A 17946-nucleotide genomic window follows, 5' to 3' on the forward strand; every position below is an offset into this window, starting at 1 on the left:
GGCTTTGGGTCAGCCCGGCTTTCTCAATTCGTGCCAGATGGTTTCGACGATCTCGTTTGTTCGGGCGAGGACATCATTGTTCCAGAAGCGCAAGACTTCGTAGCCCTCGTCATTCAGCCATTTCGTTCGGCGCGTATCGGCCTCGATGCCTGCCTTGAAATTATGTTGGCCGCCGTCGACCTCGACGATCAGTTTTCGGTCGAGGCAGATGAAATCGACTATGTAGGTGCCGATACGGTGCTAGCGTCTGAAATGGAAGCCGAGCGCATTTCCACGCAGGCGGCTCCAGAGTCGCCTTTCCGCGTCGGTCATGCTGCGCCTCAAGTGACGTGCCTGGAGATCCGCCATGAGCTTAGCCTAGCACTGCCACCCTCCCCTTGGGGGAGGGTCAAACGGCTGCAAGCCGTTTGGGGCGGGGTTTGGGAGGAAGATGCGGGTACGGAGGGAGGTGGTTTTTGTGGCGAGGCCGCGACCTGCCCTTCGCTGACGCTCCGGGCGTTCGGTGCTCGAAAAGGTCCACCGGGCCTTTTCGCTTGCGTACGCAAGATGCCCCTCACCCCCGAAAAATTCTTCGCTGCGCTCGAATTTTGTCGACCCTCCCCCAAGGGGAGGGTGGGTAGAGGCGCAGGGCTTTTACTCTACAGGCCGATGAGGGGCTGGAGGGCGCGGGCCAGCCAGCCCTGGAAGCGGGTGGGGCCTTCGGTGACGGCGAGGCAGATGCATTCCTCTTCCGGGCCGGTGCGCAGGCTGTGGATGCGATCGTCATTGCTTTCCTCCACATCGCCGGCGCGGAAGATGCCGTGCTCGTCTTCGAGGCTGCCCTTCAGGACGAGGACGAGTTCGGTGCCGCTATGGCCATGCATCGGGATTTCGATGCCGGGACGGGCACGGAGCATCCAGAGGCGCTGATCGTTCGGACCGCCGCGCCAGAGCTTCACCTTTTTCATGCCGGGGCCGAGAAGGCTCCAGTTCAACTCATCGACGCCGCGGCCGAGCCAGGCGCGGAGCGGCGGCGGAAGGACGTCGTTCGTCTGATCCTTGGCGCGCGGTGCGGCCTTCGTTTCCTGCCGGGTTTCATCGAGGCGGGCAAGCGTGTTCGCCAGGGCTTCCGGCGCCATGCGCGCGGGGTCGACGGCCTCGAGCAGCGCGCCGCCCGCGGCCTCGGCGACGGCGAGACGCGACGCGGTATCATCGAGATAGCTCAGATGCGAGGCGACAAGCAGCGACTGGCCTTCGCTCAAGGCGCCGGCGGCATAGGCCATCAGCCATTCCTCGCCGAGCGGGTGCCGGACAGGATGATGTAGAAAATGGGCGCTCATTTCAGATCCTCCAGCGCCGGACGCAAACGCGCAAACGCCAATCTCAATCTCGACTTCACGGTGCCGAGCGGAATATCGAGCCGCTCGGCGATGGCCGAATGGGGCAGACCTTCGAGGAAGGACAGCTCCACGACTTCCGCCTGATCTGGCGGCAGGGTGACGAGTGCGGCGCGGACCCGAAGGCCGATCTCGGCGCCCGCCATTTCCTCGTCGGCGGGGCGGGCTTCTTCCGGCTGCAGCATCGGATCCGACGGATCGAAATCCGGGCGGCGCTCGCGGCGCACCGTGTCGATGAAACGGTTGCGCGCGATGGTGAATATCCAGGTGCCGGCGGAGGCTTTGGTTCCGTCGAACTGCGAAGCCTTGCGCCAGACCGTCAACATGACTTCCTGGGCGAGATCCTCGGCGAGCCGCTCGTCGACGCGGAGGCGCCGCAGATAGGATTTCACGCGCGGCGCGTAATGACCGAAAAGCCGCGCAAAGGCGGTGCGGTCGCCATGAAGGGCGATGGCGGCGATGAGCCCGGCCATCTCTTCGGCACCTCCCGGCGACACCTCTGCGGGCGCCTTTCCTTCATCCATCAGGCCTAGCTTCCTCAGGTTCGGCCGCCACATTTGGCGGCCGGCGCGAGCCGGTCCGATCTGCACTGCGTGTTTCGTTCGCATGTGGCAGATACGCCGCCTGTCCCACGGCGGATCACACGCGGTGACCGGCGGTTTCTCGAGTCTAGGGGAAAAGCGGAGAAAATGCGAAAGCGGCCCGGAAAAGCGGGCGATGTGATCCGCCGGGGCGCGGGCGGCGTAGGCACGGGTAACTTCCGCGTTTTCCAGAGGACCTTCATGGCCCCGTTCGACACCGACGCCGCCGGACCTTCCGGCCCTGGCGCCCATCATGGCGGAGCCAAACGGCTTCGCATCGCCGTTATCGGCACCGGCATTTCGGGCCTTTCGGCCGCATGGCTGCTGTCCTCGCGGCACGACGTCACCGTTTACGAAAAGAACGCCCGGCTGGGCGGGCATTCGAACACGGTGGCGGCGGAATGCGCGGAGGGGCCGGTGCCGGTCGATACCGGCTTCATCGTCTATAATGAGCTCAACTATCCGAACCTGACGGCGATGTTCGCGCATCTCGATGTCGAGACGCAGGCGAGCAATATGTCGTTCGCGGCGTCGCTGGAAACAGGCGGCGCGCGGCGTTTCGAATATTCGGGCTCGGGGCTTAACGGGATTTTCGCCGACCGGCTGAACCTCGTCAGCCCGCGTATGTGGCGGATGATCGGCGACATCGTGAAGCTTTACCGCGCGGCGCCCGATCTCATTTCCATGACGGGGCTCGACGAGAAGCCGCTTGGCCAGTTCCTGCGGGAGCAGGGATATTCCGCATCGCTGCGCGACGACCACCTGCTGCCCATGTGCGCGGCGATCTGGTCGCTGCCGGTCGAGCGGGTGGAACAGTTTCCGGCGCTCGCCTTTCTCAGGTTTTTCGACAATCACGGATTGATGCGGCTCAAGGGACGGCCGGCCTGGCGGACGGTGAAGGGCGGTTCGCGCGAATATGTGACGAAGCTTGCAGGCGCGCTTGAGGGCCGCATCCGGCTCGGGACCGGCGTCAGCGCGGTAACGCGCGACGCGGGGGGCGTACTTGTCGTCGACGACAGGGACGGCGTGGAACGCTACGATCATGTGGTCATCGGATCGCATAGCGACGAGGCGCTTGCCATGCTGACCGACGCGGACGGGCACGAGCGGGAATTGCTGGGCGCGATGCCCTATCAGCGCAATGTGGCGTGGCTCCACTCCGACACGAGCTTCATGCCGGATAATCGCCGCGTGTGGTCGAGCTGGAACTATATGGGCGGCGGGGCGGGAACGCCCGTCTGCGTCAGCTACTGGATGAACCGGCTGCAGAAGCTGCCAACGGAGCGGCAGCTTTTCGTGACGCTCAATCCTTCGCATGAACCGGCGCCGGAGAGCGTGGTGACGCGGATCGACTACGATCATCCGGTGTTCGACTCGGGCGCCTTTGCGGCGCAGCGGCGGCTCTGGCAGATGCAGGGGCGGCGGCGGACATGGTTTTGCGGCGCCTATTTCGGTTCGGGATTTCACGAGGACGGGCTGCAGGCGGGGCTGGCGGTGGCGGAAGAACTGGGCGGCGTGACGCGGCCCTGGAGGGTGGCGAACCCGTCAGGGCGGATCAGCCTTGCGCCGGTTCTGAAAGAGGTTGCATGAAGACGGCATTCCGTTCACGGATCTATCCGGGGCGGGTTTTTCACCGCCGGCTGAGGCCGCGCGTGCATGCGCTTTCCTACAGCGTTTTCTACATGGCGCTCGATCTCGACGAGCTGCCGGCACTTGACCGCAGCTCGCGGCTTTTTTCCTATAACGGGTTTTCGCTGTTCGGCTTTCATGACGCGGATCACGGCGATGGCGGCAGGCTTCGGCCCTGGATCGAGGCGCAACTGGCGCGGGCGGGGATCGAGGATGGCGGTGCGCGGATCGTCGCACTCACTTTTCCGCGTGTGCTCGGCTATGTGTTCAATCCGCTGACGATTTATTTCTGCCACCGCGAGGATGGCGGGCTTGCCGCCATGCTTTACGAGGTGAACAACACGTTCGGAGACCGGCACAGCTATCTCATTCCGGTGGAAGACGGCGCGGCGAAAACGGTTGCGCAGGAATGCGAGAAGGCATTCTACGTGTCGCCTTTCATTCCGGTGAGCGGGCGTTATCACTTCAAGGTGCGGCGGCCGGGCGCGCGGGTGACGATGACCATTCGCGAAAGCGACGGGGAGGGGGCGCTGCTCACCGCTTCCTTCGCGGGCGAGGCGCGGGCCTTCAGCGACGGGGAGCTCGCGCTCACCTTCCTCCGGCATCCGCTGATGACGCTGAAAGTAGTCGGCGGCATCCATTTCGAGGCGCTGAGGCTCTGGCTCAAGGGCGTGAAGCTCGCCGAGCGGCCGGCGGCGCCTGCCAGCCCGGTTACGATTGTTCCGTTTCGGGACAAAGCGCCTGGTCCGGGTGTGTGCGCGTAACGCAATCTTAGCTTCCCTCCCAATATAAAAGCTTGAGTTTCCGAGAGAACCGGCCGCCTGGCGGGCGAGACGGAAGGTGCAAGTGGCTATCAGCAGCGAAGGCGAGAACAAGCCCGATGGCTTGACCAGCCCCGTGGAGAACGTGCCGATGCGGCGCGATCCGCGCGCATGGGCGCGCGCCTGTGCAACCGCGCTCCAATTGCGCTTCAAGAGCCATTTCGTTTCGGTGCGCGCCAAGGTGGTGAGCCTGCTGACGCTTGTCGGCGGCGTGCTCATCGCGGTGAGCGGGGCTCTCACGGTCTACGACTTCAATGAGGCGCTGCGCGCGCAGATGGAAATGCGCGCGGTGGGCGCGGTGGATGTGCTGACGCTGGCGGCGCGGCGGGCGGGCAGCCTCGAGGAGATGGAGCCGGTGCTGTCGGCCATTACCGGCGCGGTCACGATCCGCGATGCGGCGGTGGCGGGCGAAGACGGGCGCGTGGCGGTGTCGTCGCATTCGGGATGGCTCGGCCAGGGGCTGCGCGGCGCGGCGGTGAAGGAAGCGGCTATCGGCCGCGCCGTTCCGGCGGGGACGCTCCGATATCTCCCCGGATATGGAAAACATGGAGGCGACTTCATCATCGGCATCGAGCTGCCGCGGCTCGGCAAGAGCGCGCTGGCGGTGGTGCGTGTCGATGCGGACCTGCTGGCGGAGCGGATTTCGGCGCAGGCCTGGACCAGGATGATGTGGCTCACCATTTCGGTGATCCTCGCGGTGCTGACGGTTTCGATGCTGATCCACCGCGTGGTGGTGGCGCCGATCGAGGCGCTGCGGCGCTATGCGGAAGCGGGCGGCGGCGCGGAAGCGGATGTCGCCGGACCCGATGACGAAATCGGGATCGTGGCGCGGGCGCTGTCGGATTCGTTCCAGGCGAAGCGGGACGGGGAAGACCGGCTGGAGCGGCTTGCGGCGACGGACGGGCTGACCGAACTCGGCAACCGCAGCTTCTTCAAGTCGCGCCTCGGCGATGAAATCTCGCGGGCGGAGCGGCATGGAGGCGTCGTCGGCGTGATGATCCTCAATCTCGACAATTTCAAGGACATCAACGATACGCTGGGCCATGACGCGGGCGACCAGGTGCTGCGGCGCACGGCGGATATTCTCAAGGGATGCCGGCGCGGCGAAGACGTGGTGGCGCGCATCGGCGGCGACGAATTCGGCGTCATCGTGACGGATATCAAGAATGCGGATGATGTGCTGCAGCTGGCGAGCCGGCTGGTGCGGGCGGTGAGCGCACCGTTCCGGCTGGGCACACAGGAGCTGACGCAGGGCGCCTGTGTGGGCCTTACGCTCTATCCGCAGGACGGGCGCGACGCCGATGTGCTGGTGAAGAATGCCGACCTTGCGCTGTCGCGCGCGAAGCATGAAGGCTCGGGCGCCTGCGTGCTATACCGCCACGAACTGCATTTGCGCGCGATCGAACGCAACACGATTGAACGCGACCTGCGCGTGGCGATGGCGCGGAATGAACTGAAACTTTTCTACCAGCCGAAGATCGACATGGCGACCGGCCGCGTGACCGGCGCGGAGGCGCTGATCCGCTGGCGGCACGAGGAGCGCGGCTTCATCTCGCCGGCGCAGTTCATTCCCGTGGCCGAGCGGACGGGGCTTATCGTGCCGCTGACGAAATGGGTGCTGGACGAGGCCTGCCGCCAGAACCGCGAATGGCAGGAGCTCGGGTTGCCGAAGATCGGCGTTGCGGTGAACGTATCGGCGGTGGACCTGAAGCGGACCGACCTCACCGACACGATCGCGAGCACGCTGATCCGAAGGGGCCTGTCGCCGCAATATCTCGAACTCGAAGTCACCGAGAGCATGGTGATGCAGGATGTGGACGTGGTGATCGGCACGCTTCGGCGGCTGCGCGGCCTCGGCCTCGGCATCGGCATCGACGATTTCGGGACGGGTTATTCATCGCTCGCCTATCTGAAACGCTTCCCCGTGAAGCGGCTGAAGATCGACCGCACCTTCGTCAGCGATATTGCCGACGGGCGGGACGGGCATGTGATCCCGAAGGTCATCATCGACCTTGCGCATGCGCTTGGCGTGATGGTGGTGGCGGAGGGCGTGGAAAGCGCCGACCAGTACGACATGCTGCGCGATCTTGGCTGTGACGAGGTGCAGGGCTATTTCGCCGGGCGGCCGATGCCGGCGGCGGAGTTCGAAGTGTTTCTGCGCAATTCGCCGGCGGGACGGGGCATCGCGCAGATCGAGGCTTCCGCGGAGACGGCCGACAGGACGGCGGACGACGCCTCGCGCGGTTCGGCCGCCTGACATCTTTTTCTCATAGCAAGCTTCCTTCGTTGACGCAGCGGGCGCCTTGGCACGCGGGCGGTGCTTTACGCGGGCACCGCGTGGGCTAAACTCCCGGCAGCAAACATAATGAGCGAGGGCCCACGAGCCCGCGCCGATACCGGGAGACGCCAGATGGATCTCGCCTATGGGCCCGAATACGAGGCCTTTCGCGCGGAAGTGCGCAAGTTTACCGAGACGCACAAGGACCAGGCGCCGAAACGCTTCGGCGTATCGCGGCCGTCCGAAGAATCGCTCGCCTGGCAGCGGCTGCTGCTCGAACATGGCTATGCGGCGCGGACGGTGCCGAAGGAATATGGCGGCTATGGCGCGGAGCCGGATATCCTGAAGTCGCGGATCATCGCGGAGGAGTTCACGCGGGCGAAGCTGCCGATGGGGCTGGCGAGCCAGGGCATTTCGATGCTGGTGCCGACGCTGCTGGAACTCGGTACGGAAGAGCAGAAGAAGAAATGGATCGCGCCGACGCTCCGGGGCGAAGTGATCTGGTGCCAGGGCTATTCGGAGCCTGGATCGGGCTCGGACCTTGCCTCGCTGCAAACGAAGGCGACGGAAGACGGCGACGATTTCATTATCAACGGGCAGAAGATATGGACCTCGACGGCGCATGCGTCGGACATGATTTTCTGCCTTGTGCGGACGGAGCCGGACAAGCCGAAGCATGAAGGCATTTCCTATCTGATCTTTCCGATGACGACGCCCGGCATCGAGGTGCGGCCGCTGAAGACGATGACGGGGCACGCGGAATTCAACGAGGTGTTCTTCACCGATGTGCGCGTACCGCAGAAGGACATCGTGGCGGGGCGCGGCCAGGGTTGGTTCGTCGCCAACGCCACGCTGAAGCATGAACGCGGGATGCTGGGCGATCCGAACCAGGCGGGTACGCGGCTGAAGGACATCATCGACCTCATGCATGAGGAGACGGTGGGCGGGGAGCGGCTGATCGACAATCCGCTTTACCGCGACCGGCTGGTGCATCTGCAGAGCCGTGTGCTCGCCATGCAGTTTCACGGGCTGCGGCTGCTGACGGCTTCCGCGAAGAAGGAAGACCCCGGCATCGCGCGGCTGATCGTCAAATTGCAGGGCTGCGAGATCAACCACCAGCTTGCGGCGCTCGCCATCGACGCGCTGGGCGAGCTTGGCGTGCTTTACGAGGACAGCCCGCATTTGCGCGCGCGGGGGAGCTGGCAGCATCGCTACATGTTCGATCTCGGCCTCATCATTGGCGGCGGCACGGCGCAGATCCAGAAGAACATCATTTCGGAACGCGGCCTCGGCATGCCGCGTGAACCGAAGCTCGTGAAAGCGTAAGGAGCGGACCCATGGAATTCGGATTGTCGGAAGACCAGAAGCTGCTTCAGGAAAGCGTCGGGCGGACACTGGAGAAGGTGTCGTCTCTCGACCGGGTGCGGAAGGCGGCGGAGACGCGCGAGGATTATGCCCGCGACGTGTGGACGGCGCTTGTCGAGCTTGGCGTTCCCGGCATGATGGTGCCGGAAGATTTCGGTGGCATGGGCATGAAGCTGCTCGACGCGGCGCTGGTGGCGGAAATGCTCGGGCGGCACATTGCGCCGGTGCCTTTCGTTGCGACCGCGGTAATGGCGCCCATCGCGCTTACCGGCGCGGGAAGCGCGACGCAGCAGGAAGCGTGGCTACCGAAGCTTGCCGGCGGTGAGGCGATTGCGGGCGTGGCGGTGGCGGAGCGCGCGGCGGGCGCGCGCGACGGCGCGGGCGTGACGGCGGCGGGCGGCAAGCTCAGCGGGAGCGCGCTCTTCGCGATGGACGCGACAGGCGCCGACATTCTGATCGTTGCGGACAAGGCGGGCGGGCTTCATCTCGTCAAGGGCGACGCAAAGGGGCTGACCAAGGTTGCGTTGACCAGCATCGACCTTACGCGCTCGCTGACGGAATTGCAGTTTGAGGCGGTGGAGGCGGAGGCGCTGACGGCAGGCGATGCGGGCGCGACGCTTACGCGGATGATCGATGCGGGGCGCGTGATGCTGGCGGCGGACACGCTGGGCGCGGGCTGGGCGATGATCGACAAGGCGGTGGCCTATGCAGCGGAGCGCAAGCAGTTCGGCCGGGTGATCGGCTCGTTCCAGGCGGTGAAGCATATGTGCGCGGAGATGGCGTCGGAGCTTGAGCCGTGCCGTTCGCTCATCTGGTATGCGGGCCATGCCTTTGACGAGGTGCCGGAAGAGTCGAGCCTGATGGCGGCACATGCGAAATCGCTGACGACGGAGGTGGGCCGCTTCGTCGCCCGCACCGCGACGGAGGTGCATGGCGGCATGGGCTTTACCGATCTCGTGGGGCTTCACTACTGGTTCAAGCGGATCGGTCTCGACCGGCAGTTGCTGGGGAGCCCGGAGCGGGTGCGCGGCGAGGCGGCGAAGATGCAGGGCTGGGCGGCGGATTAAACCTCGAGAGGTTTATGCCACAAGGCGACATCAGCGACCCCTCCCCAAACGGCTTGCAGCCGTTTGACCCTCCCACAGGGGGAGGGTGGGAAGAGAGGGCTTGAATTTCCATGAGTTTGTAGCTACGTTGGGCCTACAAATCCATGGAGGCCGAGATGGCTGCCGACAGCGTCGTTCGCGCGCGTATCGATTCCGGAACCAAGAAGAAGGCCGCCGCTGCGCTCGACGCGATGGGACTGTCGATTTCAGATGCCATTCGCCTGCTGTTGCTACGGGTTGCCGACGAGAAGCGATTGCCTTTCGATGTGAAGGTGCCGAACGCAACAACAGCCAAGGCGATTGAGCAGCTTGAAAAAGGCAAAGGCAAGAAGTTTACGTCCGCAAAGGAATTGTTCGACGATATGGGGCTTTAGATGCTGTCGCCCGTCCGTTCGACGCAATTCAAGCGTGACGTGAAGCGAGCGGAAAAGCGTGGCAAGGATCTCGGCAAGCTGAAACGGTTGCTCGCATTGCTGATCGAACGGCAGCCTCTGCCTTCAGCCTATCGCGACCATCCGCTCAAAGGAAAACTGGAGCGGATTCAGGGATGCTCACATTGAGCCCGACTGGCTCCTTATTTATCGGATAGCGGGCGATGAACTGCTCCTCGCCCGGACAGGGTCTCACGCCGATCTCTTTCAAGAATAGACCAGCTTGCCAAAGGCCAGCGGCGGGTCTCATATGCGCGGCGTTGGTTTCCCTTGCCGGTGCATCATGGACAATCTCGGTTATATCGCGGCTTTTCTCACGACGTTTGCCTTCATTCCGCAGGCGATAAAGACGATCCGCACGCGCGACACGTCGGGGCTGTCACTGGCCATGTATGCCTGCCTGACGGTCGGCATCTTTTTCTGGCTGATGCACGGACTCAACAAGCAGGATTATGCGCTGATTGGCGCGAACGGGGCGACGCTGCTGCTGGCGCTGCCGATTTTCCTCATCATTCTGTCAAATGAGCGGGCGGCGCGGCGGGCGCTCAAGGAGAAGTCCCGCGCCCAATAACTAGACCCCGGTCTATTTATTGCTTGCGCGGCGGGCCGCCGCCTGCTTGCATGTCGCCAACAAAATAATCTCCAAGGGAGGATATCCTCATGCGCGCGGCCGTATTCCGTCAGGGCGATCTTGTCGCCGCCACCATTCCCGATCCCGAACCCCAGGCAGGGCAGGTGCTCGTCAAGACGCTGGCCTGCGGGATTTGCGGCTCGGACCTGCATGCCTTTCATCACGCGGACAAGATGGTCGAGACGGCGCAACGCTCCGGCTCCAGTTTCTCGATGGACCTGACACGGGACATCGTGTTCGGGCATGAGTTCTGCGCGGAGGTGCTGGATCACGGGCCGGGGACGGAAAAGAAGCTGAAGGCGGGCACGCGCGTCTGCTCCATGCCGCTTGCCATCACCATGAATGGCGACAAGGCGAATGTGCAGCCGGTCGGCTATTCGAACACGATGCCGGGCGGCTTTGCCGAGCAGATGGTGCTGAACGAGCTGATGCTGCTTGAAGTGCCGAACGGATTGCCGACGGAGCAGGCGGCGCTGACCGAGCCGATGGCTGTGGGCTGGCACGCGGTGCAGAAGGCAAACATGACGACGGAAGACATTCCGCTCGTCATCGGCTGCGGACCTGTGGGGCTTGCGGTCATTGCAGGACTGAAGATCAAGGGCATTCATCCGATCATCGCGGCGGATTTCAGCCCGGCGCGGCGGAAGCTTGCCGAGCAGATGGGCGCCGATATCGTGCTCGACCCGAAGGTCGACGCGCCTTACGCGCGCTGGACCAAGGAAGCGACGCCGGAGGGCTACGACCCGACCAACATCATGACGCTGCTCGGGATGGGGCCGAAGCTGCGGCCGGGCGTCATTTTCGAATGTGTCGGCGTGCCGGGCGTCATCCAGCAGATTTTCGAGGGCGCGCCGCGCCAGGCGCGTGTCGTCGTTGTCGGCGTCTGCATGGAGCAGGACAAGTTCGAGCCGTTCTTCGGCATCAACAAGGAACTGAACGTGCAATTCGTGCTCGGCTATACGCCGGAGGAATTTGCACTGACGCTGACGCATCTCGCGGAAGGGAAGATCGACGGATCGCCGCTCGTCACGGGCAAGGTGGGCGTCGAGGGCGTGAAGGAAGCGTTCAGCGAGCTGGGCAATCCGGAGAAGCACGCGAAGATTCTGGTGGAGCCCTGGAGGTAGGGGCTCCGTCAGCGCCGCGACCCCGCCCCGAAAAATTTTTCAAATTTTTCGACCCTCCCCCAAGGGGAGGGTGGGAGATTTTTCGGTTTCTTACGCGGGGGGCGCCGTTTCCACGAGAGAGGGGCGCTTCGCGAAGTCTTTCCACCAGCCGGCGAGCTCGGGGGCTTTCGATTGCCAGTCGAGTCCGGCATGGCGGAAATCGAGATAGCCGAGCGCCGCGCCGGTGGCGATGCCGCCGAGGTCGAGGGCGCCGTCGAGATCCGTTACTTCCGCCTCGAGCACCGCGATGCCCCGCTCGATGGCGCGGCGCCAGCGGCCCATCCACATTTCCGACCGCTGCGCCTCCGGCCTCATTCTCTCGAAGGTGAGGGAGACGGATGCGTCCATGATGCCATCGGCAAGCGCGTGGAGGCGCTGGACGCGCCAGCGCTCGATATTGGAGGCGGGGATGAAGGTTGGACCTTCGAGCGCGACGTCGAGATATTCGCAGATGAGCGGGCTGTCGAAATAGGACGTGCCGTCATTCATCACCAGCGCGGGAATTTTTCCGAGGGGATTTGCAGCATGAAGGGCAGCGGGATCTTCCATGGTGGAGATCAGCTCTTCGCTCACGCGGTTTGCCGCGCCCTTTTCGCGGATGAGGATGCGCACCTTGCGCGCGAAGGGCGAGGTCGGCGAATGATAAAGCTTCATGAGATTTCTTCGCGTGAGGGCCGGCCTAGAGGCAGGCCGTGCCGGAGGTGTGGCCGTTCATGCCGCGCAGTGTACGCCACTCGACGAATTCGCGGCAGCGGCGGCCGCGTTCATCGGTGAATTCGCGGGTGGGGGTTATCTTGCCGCTCGCCTTTTCAGAGGCGGTGAACCATGTGACCTGTTCGCGGAGCGGCACCGTCATCATTTTCGCGACGGCTTCATTTCGTGCCTGGGCGGGGAGGCCGGAAAGCGTCGGGCCTTCCGAGCCGCCGACCATGTAGCCGAGGATGACGCCGGCGCCGACCGCAACCTCCGTGCCGCCGCCCGTGCCGATGGCCATGCCGAGCAGGGCGCCGCCGGCGGGGCCGGCAAGCCGCGTGCCGCTATCGTCGACCGGGACATCGACCATGCCTTGCGGCTGGCGCATCGTCACATCCGGCTGCGGCAGGCGCTGGTCCGCGCAGGCGGCCAGCACGCCCGCGAGAATGAACAGTGTGACGACGCGAGGGCCGCGCATGATTATTTCTTTCGCAGGAGAAACGGAAGAAGAGGAAGGATGAAGGCGCGGAGCTTGGGACTGAAGGCCGCGACCGCGCCCAGGAGGATGGTCGGCAGGGAAAGGCCGCCGCCATCATTCTTCGTGCTGAAGAGGCCGAAGGTCATGTTGTTGAACTTGCGGTCCATCAGGTCGAGCTCAAGCTGAACCTCGGCACGGGCCTGCTCGACATTGCGGTTCGCAAGTTCGATTTCGAGCCTGCGCGAACGCGAGGGACCGCGCGAGGAAATGAAGAGCGCGATGCCGGCGAGGGCGATGAGGACGCCGCCGGTGATGAGGGCGCCGAGCGGATAGCCATAGATTTCGGAGAGGGCGAGGAAGCCCGACACCGTCAGCATGGCGAAGGCGAAAAGCGCGACCAGGAAAGCGATGGCGATGAAGAGACCGCGGCGCGCGAGGCTGCGGGCCTCGATCTCAGCCCGGGAAAATTCGGCAAGCGCCAGATTGCGGACCTTGTTGACGGGGCTGGACAATCCTGTCTCCTATCGCGCGAGCAGGCGGCCGAGGAGAAAGCCGACGCCGAAAGCGACAAGGGCGCTCGGGATCGGATTTTCGTCGATACGCCTCTGCACGTCGTGCAGGCTTTCCTGCATCCGCTCACGCAGCATTTCGAGGCTTTCGAGGCCTTGCTCCAGCCCTTCGGCCGTTGCGGCGGCAGCGGCGGCATGAGCCTCCTCCAGCGCGGCTTTCAGCGACTCGACCTGGGCCTGAAGATCTTCGATCGAACTGTCTTGAGCCTTTTTTTCGGCCATTTGCGGCGTCTCCCGGATGGGCGCTACAGGCGTAACGCAGGTTTGCCGCCCCCGTTGAGTAAGCATAGCGCAGGAGGCGCGGCAAACAAGCCCGGGCCGGGGCTTCTGCTAGAGGTAGGGCGAGGCGAGGCGGAAGGCGGCGTCGCGGAGGCGGATGGGGAGCGAGCGGTCCGCCAGCTCCTGCCGGGTGACGGGGTGGGCCGTCGAAATCTTGCGCTCGATCAGGCTGTCGAGCTCGCCGGCGAATGTCTCGCCGTAGCATTCGAGGTTGAACTCGAAATTGAGACGGAGGCTGCGGTCGTCCCAGTTGGCGGAGCCGACCATCGCCCACATGCCGTCGACCGTCATCATCTTGGAATGGTCGAAGGGGCCCGTCGTCTTCCAGATGCGGCAGCCGGCGCGTGCGAGCCATTCGAGCTGCGGCGTGGCGGCCCAGTCGCAGAAGGGGAGGTTGTTGGTGGAGGGGAGGACGATGTCCACGATGACGCCGCGCATGGCGGCCAGCGACAGGTTGGTGCGGAGCGTCGCATCGGGAATGAAGTAGGGGGTGACGATGCGGACATTGTGACGGGCTTCGGCGAGCGCGCCGAGAAGCGTCCAGCGGATCGGATTGAGGCCCATGTCGGGGCCGGCCGGCAGACCGCGCGCCACAACTTCCCCCATGGGGGCAATTTCGGGGAACCAGTCCGGGCCTTCGAGAAGCTCGCCGGTCGTGAAATTCCACTCATAGGCGAATGTGTGCATGAGCTGCGCGACAACGGGCCCTTCGACGCGGAAATGGCAATCATGGATCGGTTTGCGCGGATCGGCGGAGATCTGATTGCCCTCGGCGATGTTCATGCCGCCGGTGAAGGCGTGGCGGCCATCTACGACGAAAATCTTCTGATGATTGCGCATGTTGAGGTAAGGCATCTGCCAAGGCATGAACGAATGCAGGAAGCGCGCATAATCGATGCCGCGCTCATCGAGCAGGGGGATCAGCGAGGGGCGCGAATACCATGAGCCGACGCCGTCGATCAGCAGGCGGACGCGGACACCCCGATCCATCGCGCGGGAAAGCGCATCGACGAAGCGGCGGCCGACGGGATCGTTGTTGAAGATGTAGGTGGAGATGGCGACCGAACGCTCGGCGCGGTCGATCGCGTCGATCATGGCGGGATAGGCTTCGTCGCCGTTCAGCAGCACGCGGATGGCATTGCCGGATTCAAAGCTTTCGGGAAGGATTTTCTGACCGAAACGGGCGAGGCCTTCCAGCTCGCGCAGCTTGGCGATGCCTTCCGTCGCGCGGAGGGCAGAGCGAGCGGGGAGCGGCGCGATGAGAAGCATATCGTGCTGCTGGCCACGCAGCTCGCGCGCCCGGCGCTCGATGCGATTGATACCGAAGAGAAGATAGATGACCCAGCCGGCGAAGGGCACGAGCACGACGAAGCCGACCCAGCCGGCGGCCGCCCGCTCGTCCGTCTTCGTCAGCATGACATGAATGGCCGCTCCCGCCATTCCGCCAAACTGAATGACGGCGAGAAGGAACGGCCAGATATCCCAAAATCCGGTTTCCATCGGGCTCCAGAATAGTGCAGGCGGCGAGGCGCGTCCCGCCCAATCGCCCGGTCAGAAACGCAAGGACGCGCCGAGGATCAGGCCACGGTCCTCGCCGGGGAAATAACGCTCGTTGCCGAAGGCGAAATCGGCACGATCGGCATAGCGGGTGTCGAAGACGTTGGTGACCTTGCCGAACAGCGCGAGGTGCTCGGTGAGCGTGTAATCGAGGCGGATGTTGAAGATGTCGTGACCGTCATATTTTGCGGTGTTGGCGGCATCCATCCAGTAGGCGCCCATGTGGACCCATTCGATTTCAGCCCGGCCCGCGCCTTCGTTGAAGACGTAGCCGAGGCGGACATTGGCGAGGGTGCGCGGGGCGGTATCGACATCGTCACCGTCGCGGATGGTTTCGGTGGAGGTCGGAGAAATGAAATTGTCGAAGGCATAGGTGTGACGCGCATAGGTGGCGGCGGCGGCGATGTCGAAGCCCGCGCCGAGGGGGGCGGCGATCTCCGCCTCTATGCCCGCATGATCCGTCTTGCCGTCGGAGACGTTGAAGCCATTGGCATCGCGGAAATAGAAATTGCTCTTTTCCATGTAGAAGAGATTGGTCTCGTAGCTCACGCCCATCCACTCGCCACGTGCACCGATTTCGATGCTGTCGAGTTCTTCCGACTTCGCCTCGCCCGGCACCTGGAATTGCTGCAGGCGATAGAGGTCTGTCGTCTGGGGCGCGCGGGAGCCGCGCGCAATGTTCACATAGCCCGTGATGGCGTCATTGAATTTGTGCAGCACGCCGAATTTCGGTGTGACATCCGCAAATTCGTCGACGCGGCTCGGAATGCGAAGAAAGCGGCCGAAGGTGCCGTTCGGCGCGTGGTTGGTGTAGTCGTAGCGCGTATATTCGAAACGGACGCCTGCGGTGAACAATGTGGCCGGAGAGAGGCGCCATTCGCTATGGAGATAGGGTGCCAGCACGAGCGCCTTCACGGTGTAGTCGTAATGGAGCCCTTGAGGCGAGATGCCCACTGTTGGGCCTTCCTGGAATTCGGTAAGCGTCCCGTCTGTATATTCGCTGTCGAAGCCGAATATGAGACGGTGCCCATCGTCGAGATCCTTGACGAGACTTGAGAGCAGGCCGCCGCTCCAGTGTGCGTTTTCCTCGACGGGCGTTCCCGGCATGAAGTGCATCAGGAAATTCATGTCGTTTTTTCGCGCATAGGGCGTCAGCACGAGCATGAGATCGTCGGCGAGGTCGCGTTCGATACGAACTGCCGCGCGGACGGCCCATGCATCTCGATAGGCATCAGGGTCGGGATTGGTCTTGTAGAGCGCGGGGTTCTTGTAGGCATCCGGGCCGACGACGAAGCCCGCCGTTTCCTGATTGACGTTCACCGCCGTGAGCGTTGCCTGCATGCGTGTTTCAGGTGTTTCGAAATCATAACGCAGCCGCGCCTTCTGCTGATCGAGGCCGGAGGAGGCGCGGAAGCCGCCATCATGGAGGGTGGAGAAGCTGCCGCGAAAGCCATGCGTGGCGAGACCTTCGCCGCGCAGGGTCTTGCTCGCGGTGCCGGCGATCTTGAAGAGATCGTGCGGGCCCGCCCAGGCGGAAAGTTCGGCGTCGCTGTCGGGCGCGGGCGGGCGGCTCAGGAAATTGATGAGGCCGTGTTCGGCGTTCGAGCCGTAACGCGCGCCGCCGGGGCCGCGCACCACCTCGATGCCGCCCGAGACTTCGTCCATCGCCTCCATCAGCGCGTTCACATTGGCGAAGCCCGCCGCGCGCATCGGCACGCCGTCTTCCAGGTAGAGGAAGGAGCCCGCGCCCGCGCCGCCCGAAAGGACGGGCGAGCGGATGGCTGTCAGATGTTCGGCACCGCTGCCTTGCTGGATACCGACACCGGGCAGGCGGTTCAGCGCCTCGGCGGGCTGAACAGGGGCGATGAAATCGACATCGTCGCCGGAAATTTTGGCGATGTTGCCCGTATGGGTCGCACGCGGCGTGCCGAGGCCGGTGGTCGTGACCGTAATCTGGTCGAGGCCCCAGACGCGAGGAGGCTGTTCCCCGGCTTCCCCGGTTGTGACGGTTTCCGGCGTCTCGGGCTGCTGGGCGGCGGCAGGACCGGCGGATGCCAGCAGAGGAATGGCCAGCAACCCGGCCGCGAACCGAAAATCGATCACTACAATGCTCCCCCGGGGCGGGACCCCTTGTCTCTCTCCACCTCTGCGGCACTCACCGGCCACTTAATATGCATTGTTATCATGGCGGGCGGCGAGGTCGACCCTGTTGCAGCGGCTTAGTGCCGTGAAGGTTCCGAAAAATGTGGCAATCGGCCACGCCTGTGGCGGCCGGTTCGGCTTGCCCCACCGGACCCCCCCGTCCTAGAGTTCGGCCGTCATGAAAATATTCGGTACCTCCATTCCGCCCGTCACCTTGTCCGTGGCGATTCTCGCCGTTGCCACGACGGCTGTCGTCTATTCGCCGACCCTCTACCGGATGTTCTGCGAGGCGACGGGTTATGGCGGCACGGTGAGTGTGAGCCGGGCGCTGAATGTGGAAGAAAGCGCCATCGGCCCCGCCATCAAGGTGCGGTTCGACGCGAACATCTCGCCGGGGCTCGACTGGGATTTCCGCCCGGCGCAGCGCGAGGTGGAGACGCATATCGGTGTGCCGACCACGGTTTTCTATCACGCGACGAACAACAGCGACGAGACGCTGGTTGGGCGCGCTACCTATAATGTGACGCCGGACACCGCCGGCTATTACTTCAACAAGACCGATTGCTTCTGCTTCGTGGAGCAGAAGCTGGCGCCCGGCGAAAGCGCGGAAATGCCGATCGTCTTCTTCATCGACCCCGACATGGTGGAAGATGTCGACGCGAAGCATATTCGCGTCATCACACTCTCCTACACATTCTTCCGGCAGGCCTCCGACGAGGAGGCAATCGCCGCCGCCCGGCCGCTGCGTGAGGGATCCGAGGCGCAGGTGCGGGAGCTTTCGAGCGCGGAGACGGCCGAGTTCACCAACCACGTGCAGCGGCGCCAATAAGAACAGGCGCGTGGGGCT

At 64.1% G+C, this 17946-nt stretch carries 19 protein-coding genes and 1 pseudogene; 11 read left to right on the top strand and 9 right to left on the bottom strand.

The annotated features are described in order from the left end of the window. Window positions 1-9: 9 nt before the first annotated feature. The 3 genes and pseudogenes from PLAV_RS19335 to PLAV_RS09465 all read right to left on the bottom strand — a co-directional run bounded on the left by PLAV_RS19335 (window position 10) and on the right by PLAV_RS09465 (window position 1900). Window positions 10-348: pseudogene (locus PLAV_RS19335) on the bottom strand (endonuclease domain-containing protein). A 290-nt stretch (window positions 349-638) separates the two neighbouring features. Beyond that, window positions 639-1319, bottom strand: a complete 681-nt coding sequence (locus tag PLAV_RS09460; RefSeq protein ID WP_012110776.1) for a ChrR family anti-sigma-E factor — start codon at window positions 1317-1319, stop codon at window positions 639-641. Continuing rightward, window positions 1316-1900: a sigma-70 family RNA polymerase sigma factor gene (locus PLAV_RS09465; protein ID WP_041535928.1), complete on the bottom strand. Its 585-nt coding sequence runs from the start codon at window positions 1898-1900 to the stop codon at window positions 1316-1318. Before PLAV_RS09465 ends, PLAV_RS09460 begins: the two co-directional genes overlap by 4 nt. A gap of 258 nt (window positions 1901-2158) precedes the next feature. On the opposite strand from PLAV_RS09465, the gene PLAV_RS09470 reads away from it, so the two are divergent. The 10 genes from PLAV_RS09470 to PLAV_RS09510 all read left to right on the top strand — a co-directional run bounded on the left by PLAV_RS09470 (window position 2159) and on the right by PLAV_RS09510 (window position 11342). After that, entirely contained in the window at window positions 2159-3547 is a 1389-nt protein-coding gene (locus PLAV_RS09470; RefSeq protein ID WP_012110778.1) for an NAD(P)/FAD-dependent oxidoreductase, read from the top strand. Continuing rightward, entirely contained in the window at window positions 3544-4350 is an 807-nt protein-coding gene (locus PLAV_RS09475) for a DUF1365 domain-containing protein (RefSeq protein ID WP_012110779.1), read from the top strand. Before PLAV_RS09470 ends, PLAV_RS09475 begins: the two co-directional genes overlap by 4 nt. Before the next feature lie 82 nt (window positions 4351-4432). Further along, entirely contained in the window at window positions 4433-6664 is a 2232-nt protein-coding gene (locus tag PLAV_RS18905; RefSeq protein WP_049767751.1) for a putative bifunctional diguanylate cyclase/phosphodiesterase, read from the top strand. A gap of 153 nt (window positions 6665-6817) precedes the next feature. Then, window positions 6818-8011, top strand: coding sequence for an acyl-CoA dehydrogenase family protein (locus PLAV_RS09485; protein WP_012110781.1), 1194 nt, complete (start codon window positions 6818-6820; stop codon window positions 8009-8011). An 11-nt stretch (window positions 8012-8022) separates the two neighbouring features. Further along, window positions 8023-9117 carry an acyl-CoA dehydrogenase family protein gene (locus PLAV_RS09490; protein ID WP_012110782.1) on the top strand — a complete coding sequence of 365 codons (1095 nt, stop codon included), beginning with the start codon at window positions 8023-8025 and terminating at the stop codon, window positions 9115-9117. A gap of 155 nt (window positions 9118-9272) precedes the next feature. Next, a complete protein-coding gene (locus PLAV_RS09495) occupies window positions 9273-9530 on the top strand; it encodes a type II toxin-antitoxin system RelB/DinJ family antitoxin (RefSeq protein ID WP_012110783.1) in 258 nt (85 codons plus the stop codon). After that, a complete protein-coding gene (locus PLAV_RS09500) occupies window positions 9531-9716 on the top strand; it encodes a type II toxin-antitoxin system RelE/ParE family toxin (RefSeq protein WP_202943977.1) in 186 nt (61 codons plus the stop codon). Window positions 9717-9732: 16 nt separating this feature from the next. Further along, window positions 9733-9804: a type II toxin-antitoxin system RelE/ParE family toxin gene (locus PLAV_RS20060; RefSeq protein WP_425357300.1), complete on the top strand. Its 72-nt coding sequence runs from the start codon at window positions 9733-9735 to the stop codon at window positions 9802-9804. Window positions 9805-9870: 66 nt separating this feature from the next. After that, window positions 9871-10158 (top strand): SemiSWEET family sugar transporter, encoded by a 288-nt coding sequence (locus PLAV_RS09505; protein ID WP_041536563.1) that lies wholly within the window; start codon window positions 9871-9873, stop codon window positions 10156-10158. An 89-nt stretch (window positions 10159-10247) separates the two neighbouring features. After that, on the top strand, window positions 10248-11342 hold the full coding sequence (locus tag PLAV_RS09510; protein ID WP_012110786.1) for a zinc-binding dehydrogenase: 1095 nt from the start codon (window positions 10248-10250) through the stop codon (window positions 11340-11342). A gap of 90 nt (window positions 11343-11432) precedes the next feature. Here PLAV_RS09510 and PLAV_RS09515 read toward each other — a convergent pair whose 3' ends face one another. The 6 genes from PLAV_RS09515 to PLAV_RS09540 form a co-directional block, all read right to left on the bottom strand. Next, complete coding sequence (locus tag PLAV_RS09515) at window positions 11433-12035, bottom strand: glutathione S-transferase N-terminal domain-containing protein (RefSeq protein WP_012110787.1); 603 nt, start codon at window positions 12033-12035, stop codon at window positions 11433-11435. 25 nt (window positions 12036-12060) lie between these two features. Continuing rightward, window positions 12061-12552, bottom strand: coding sequence for a hypothetical protein (locus PLAV_RS09520; protein ID WP_012110789.1), 492 nt, complete (start codon window positions 12550-12552; stop codon window positions 12061-12063). A gap of 2 nt (window positions 12553-12554) precedes the next feature. Then, window positions 12555-13064, bottom strand: a complete 510-nt coding sequence (locus PLAV_RS09525) for a phage holin family protein (protein ID WP_012110791.1) — start codon at window positions 13062-13064, stop codon at window positions 12555-12557. Window positions 13065-13073: 9 nt separating this feature from the next. Next, window positions 13074-13343: a DUF883 C-terminal domain-containing protein gene (locus PLAV_RS09530; protein WP_041535929.1), complete on the bottom strand. Its 270-nt coding sequence runs from the start codon at window positions 13341-13343 to the stop codon at window positions 13074-13076. Between the two features lie 108 nt (window positions 13344-13451). Further along, entirely contained in the window at window positions 13452-14900 is a 1449-nt protein-coding gene (locus PLAV_RS09535; protein WP_012110793.1) for a phospholipase D-like domain-containing protein, read from the bottom strand. A 51-nt stretch (window positions 14901-14951) separates the two neighbouring features. Beyond that, a complete protein-coding gene (locus PLAV_RS09540; RefSeq protein ID WP_012110794.1) occupies window positions 14952-17060 on the bottom strand; it encodes a TonB-dependent receptor in 2109 nt (702 codons plus the stop codon). Window positions 17061-17277: 217 nt separating this feature from the next. On the opposite strand from PLAV_RS09540, the gene PLAV_RS09545 reads away from it, so the two are divergent. After that, entirely contained in the window at window positions 17278-17928 is a 651-nt protein-coding gene (locus tag PLAV_RS09545) for a cytochrome c oxidase assembly protein (protein ID WP_012110795.1), read from the top strand. The last annotated feature ends 18 nt before the right edge of the window (window positions 17929-17946 follow it).

Source organism: Parvibaculum lavamentivorans DS-1 (assembly GCF_000017565.1).
GTDB lineage: Bacteria > Pseudomonadota > Alphaproteobacteria > Parvibaculales > Parvibaculaceae > Parvibaculum > Parvibaculum lavamentivorans.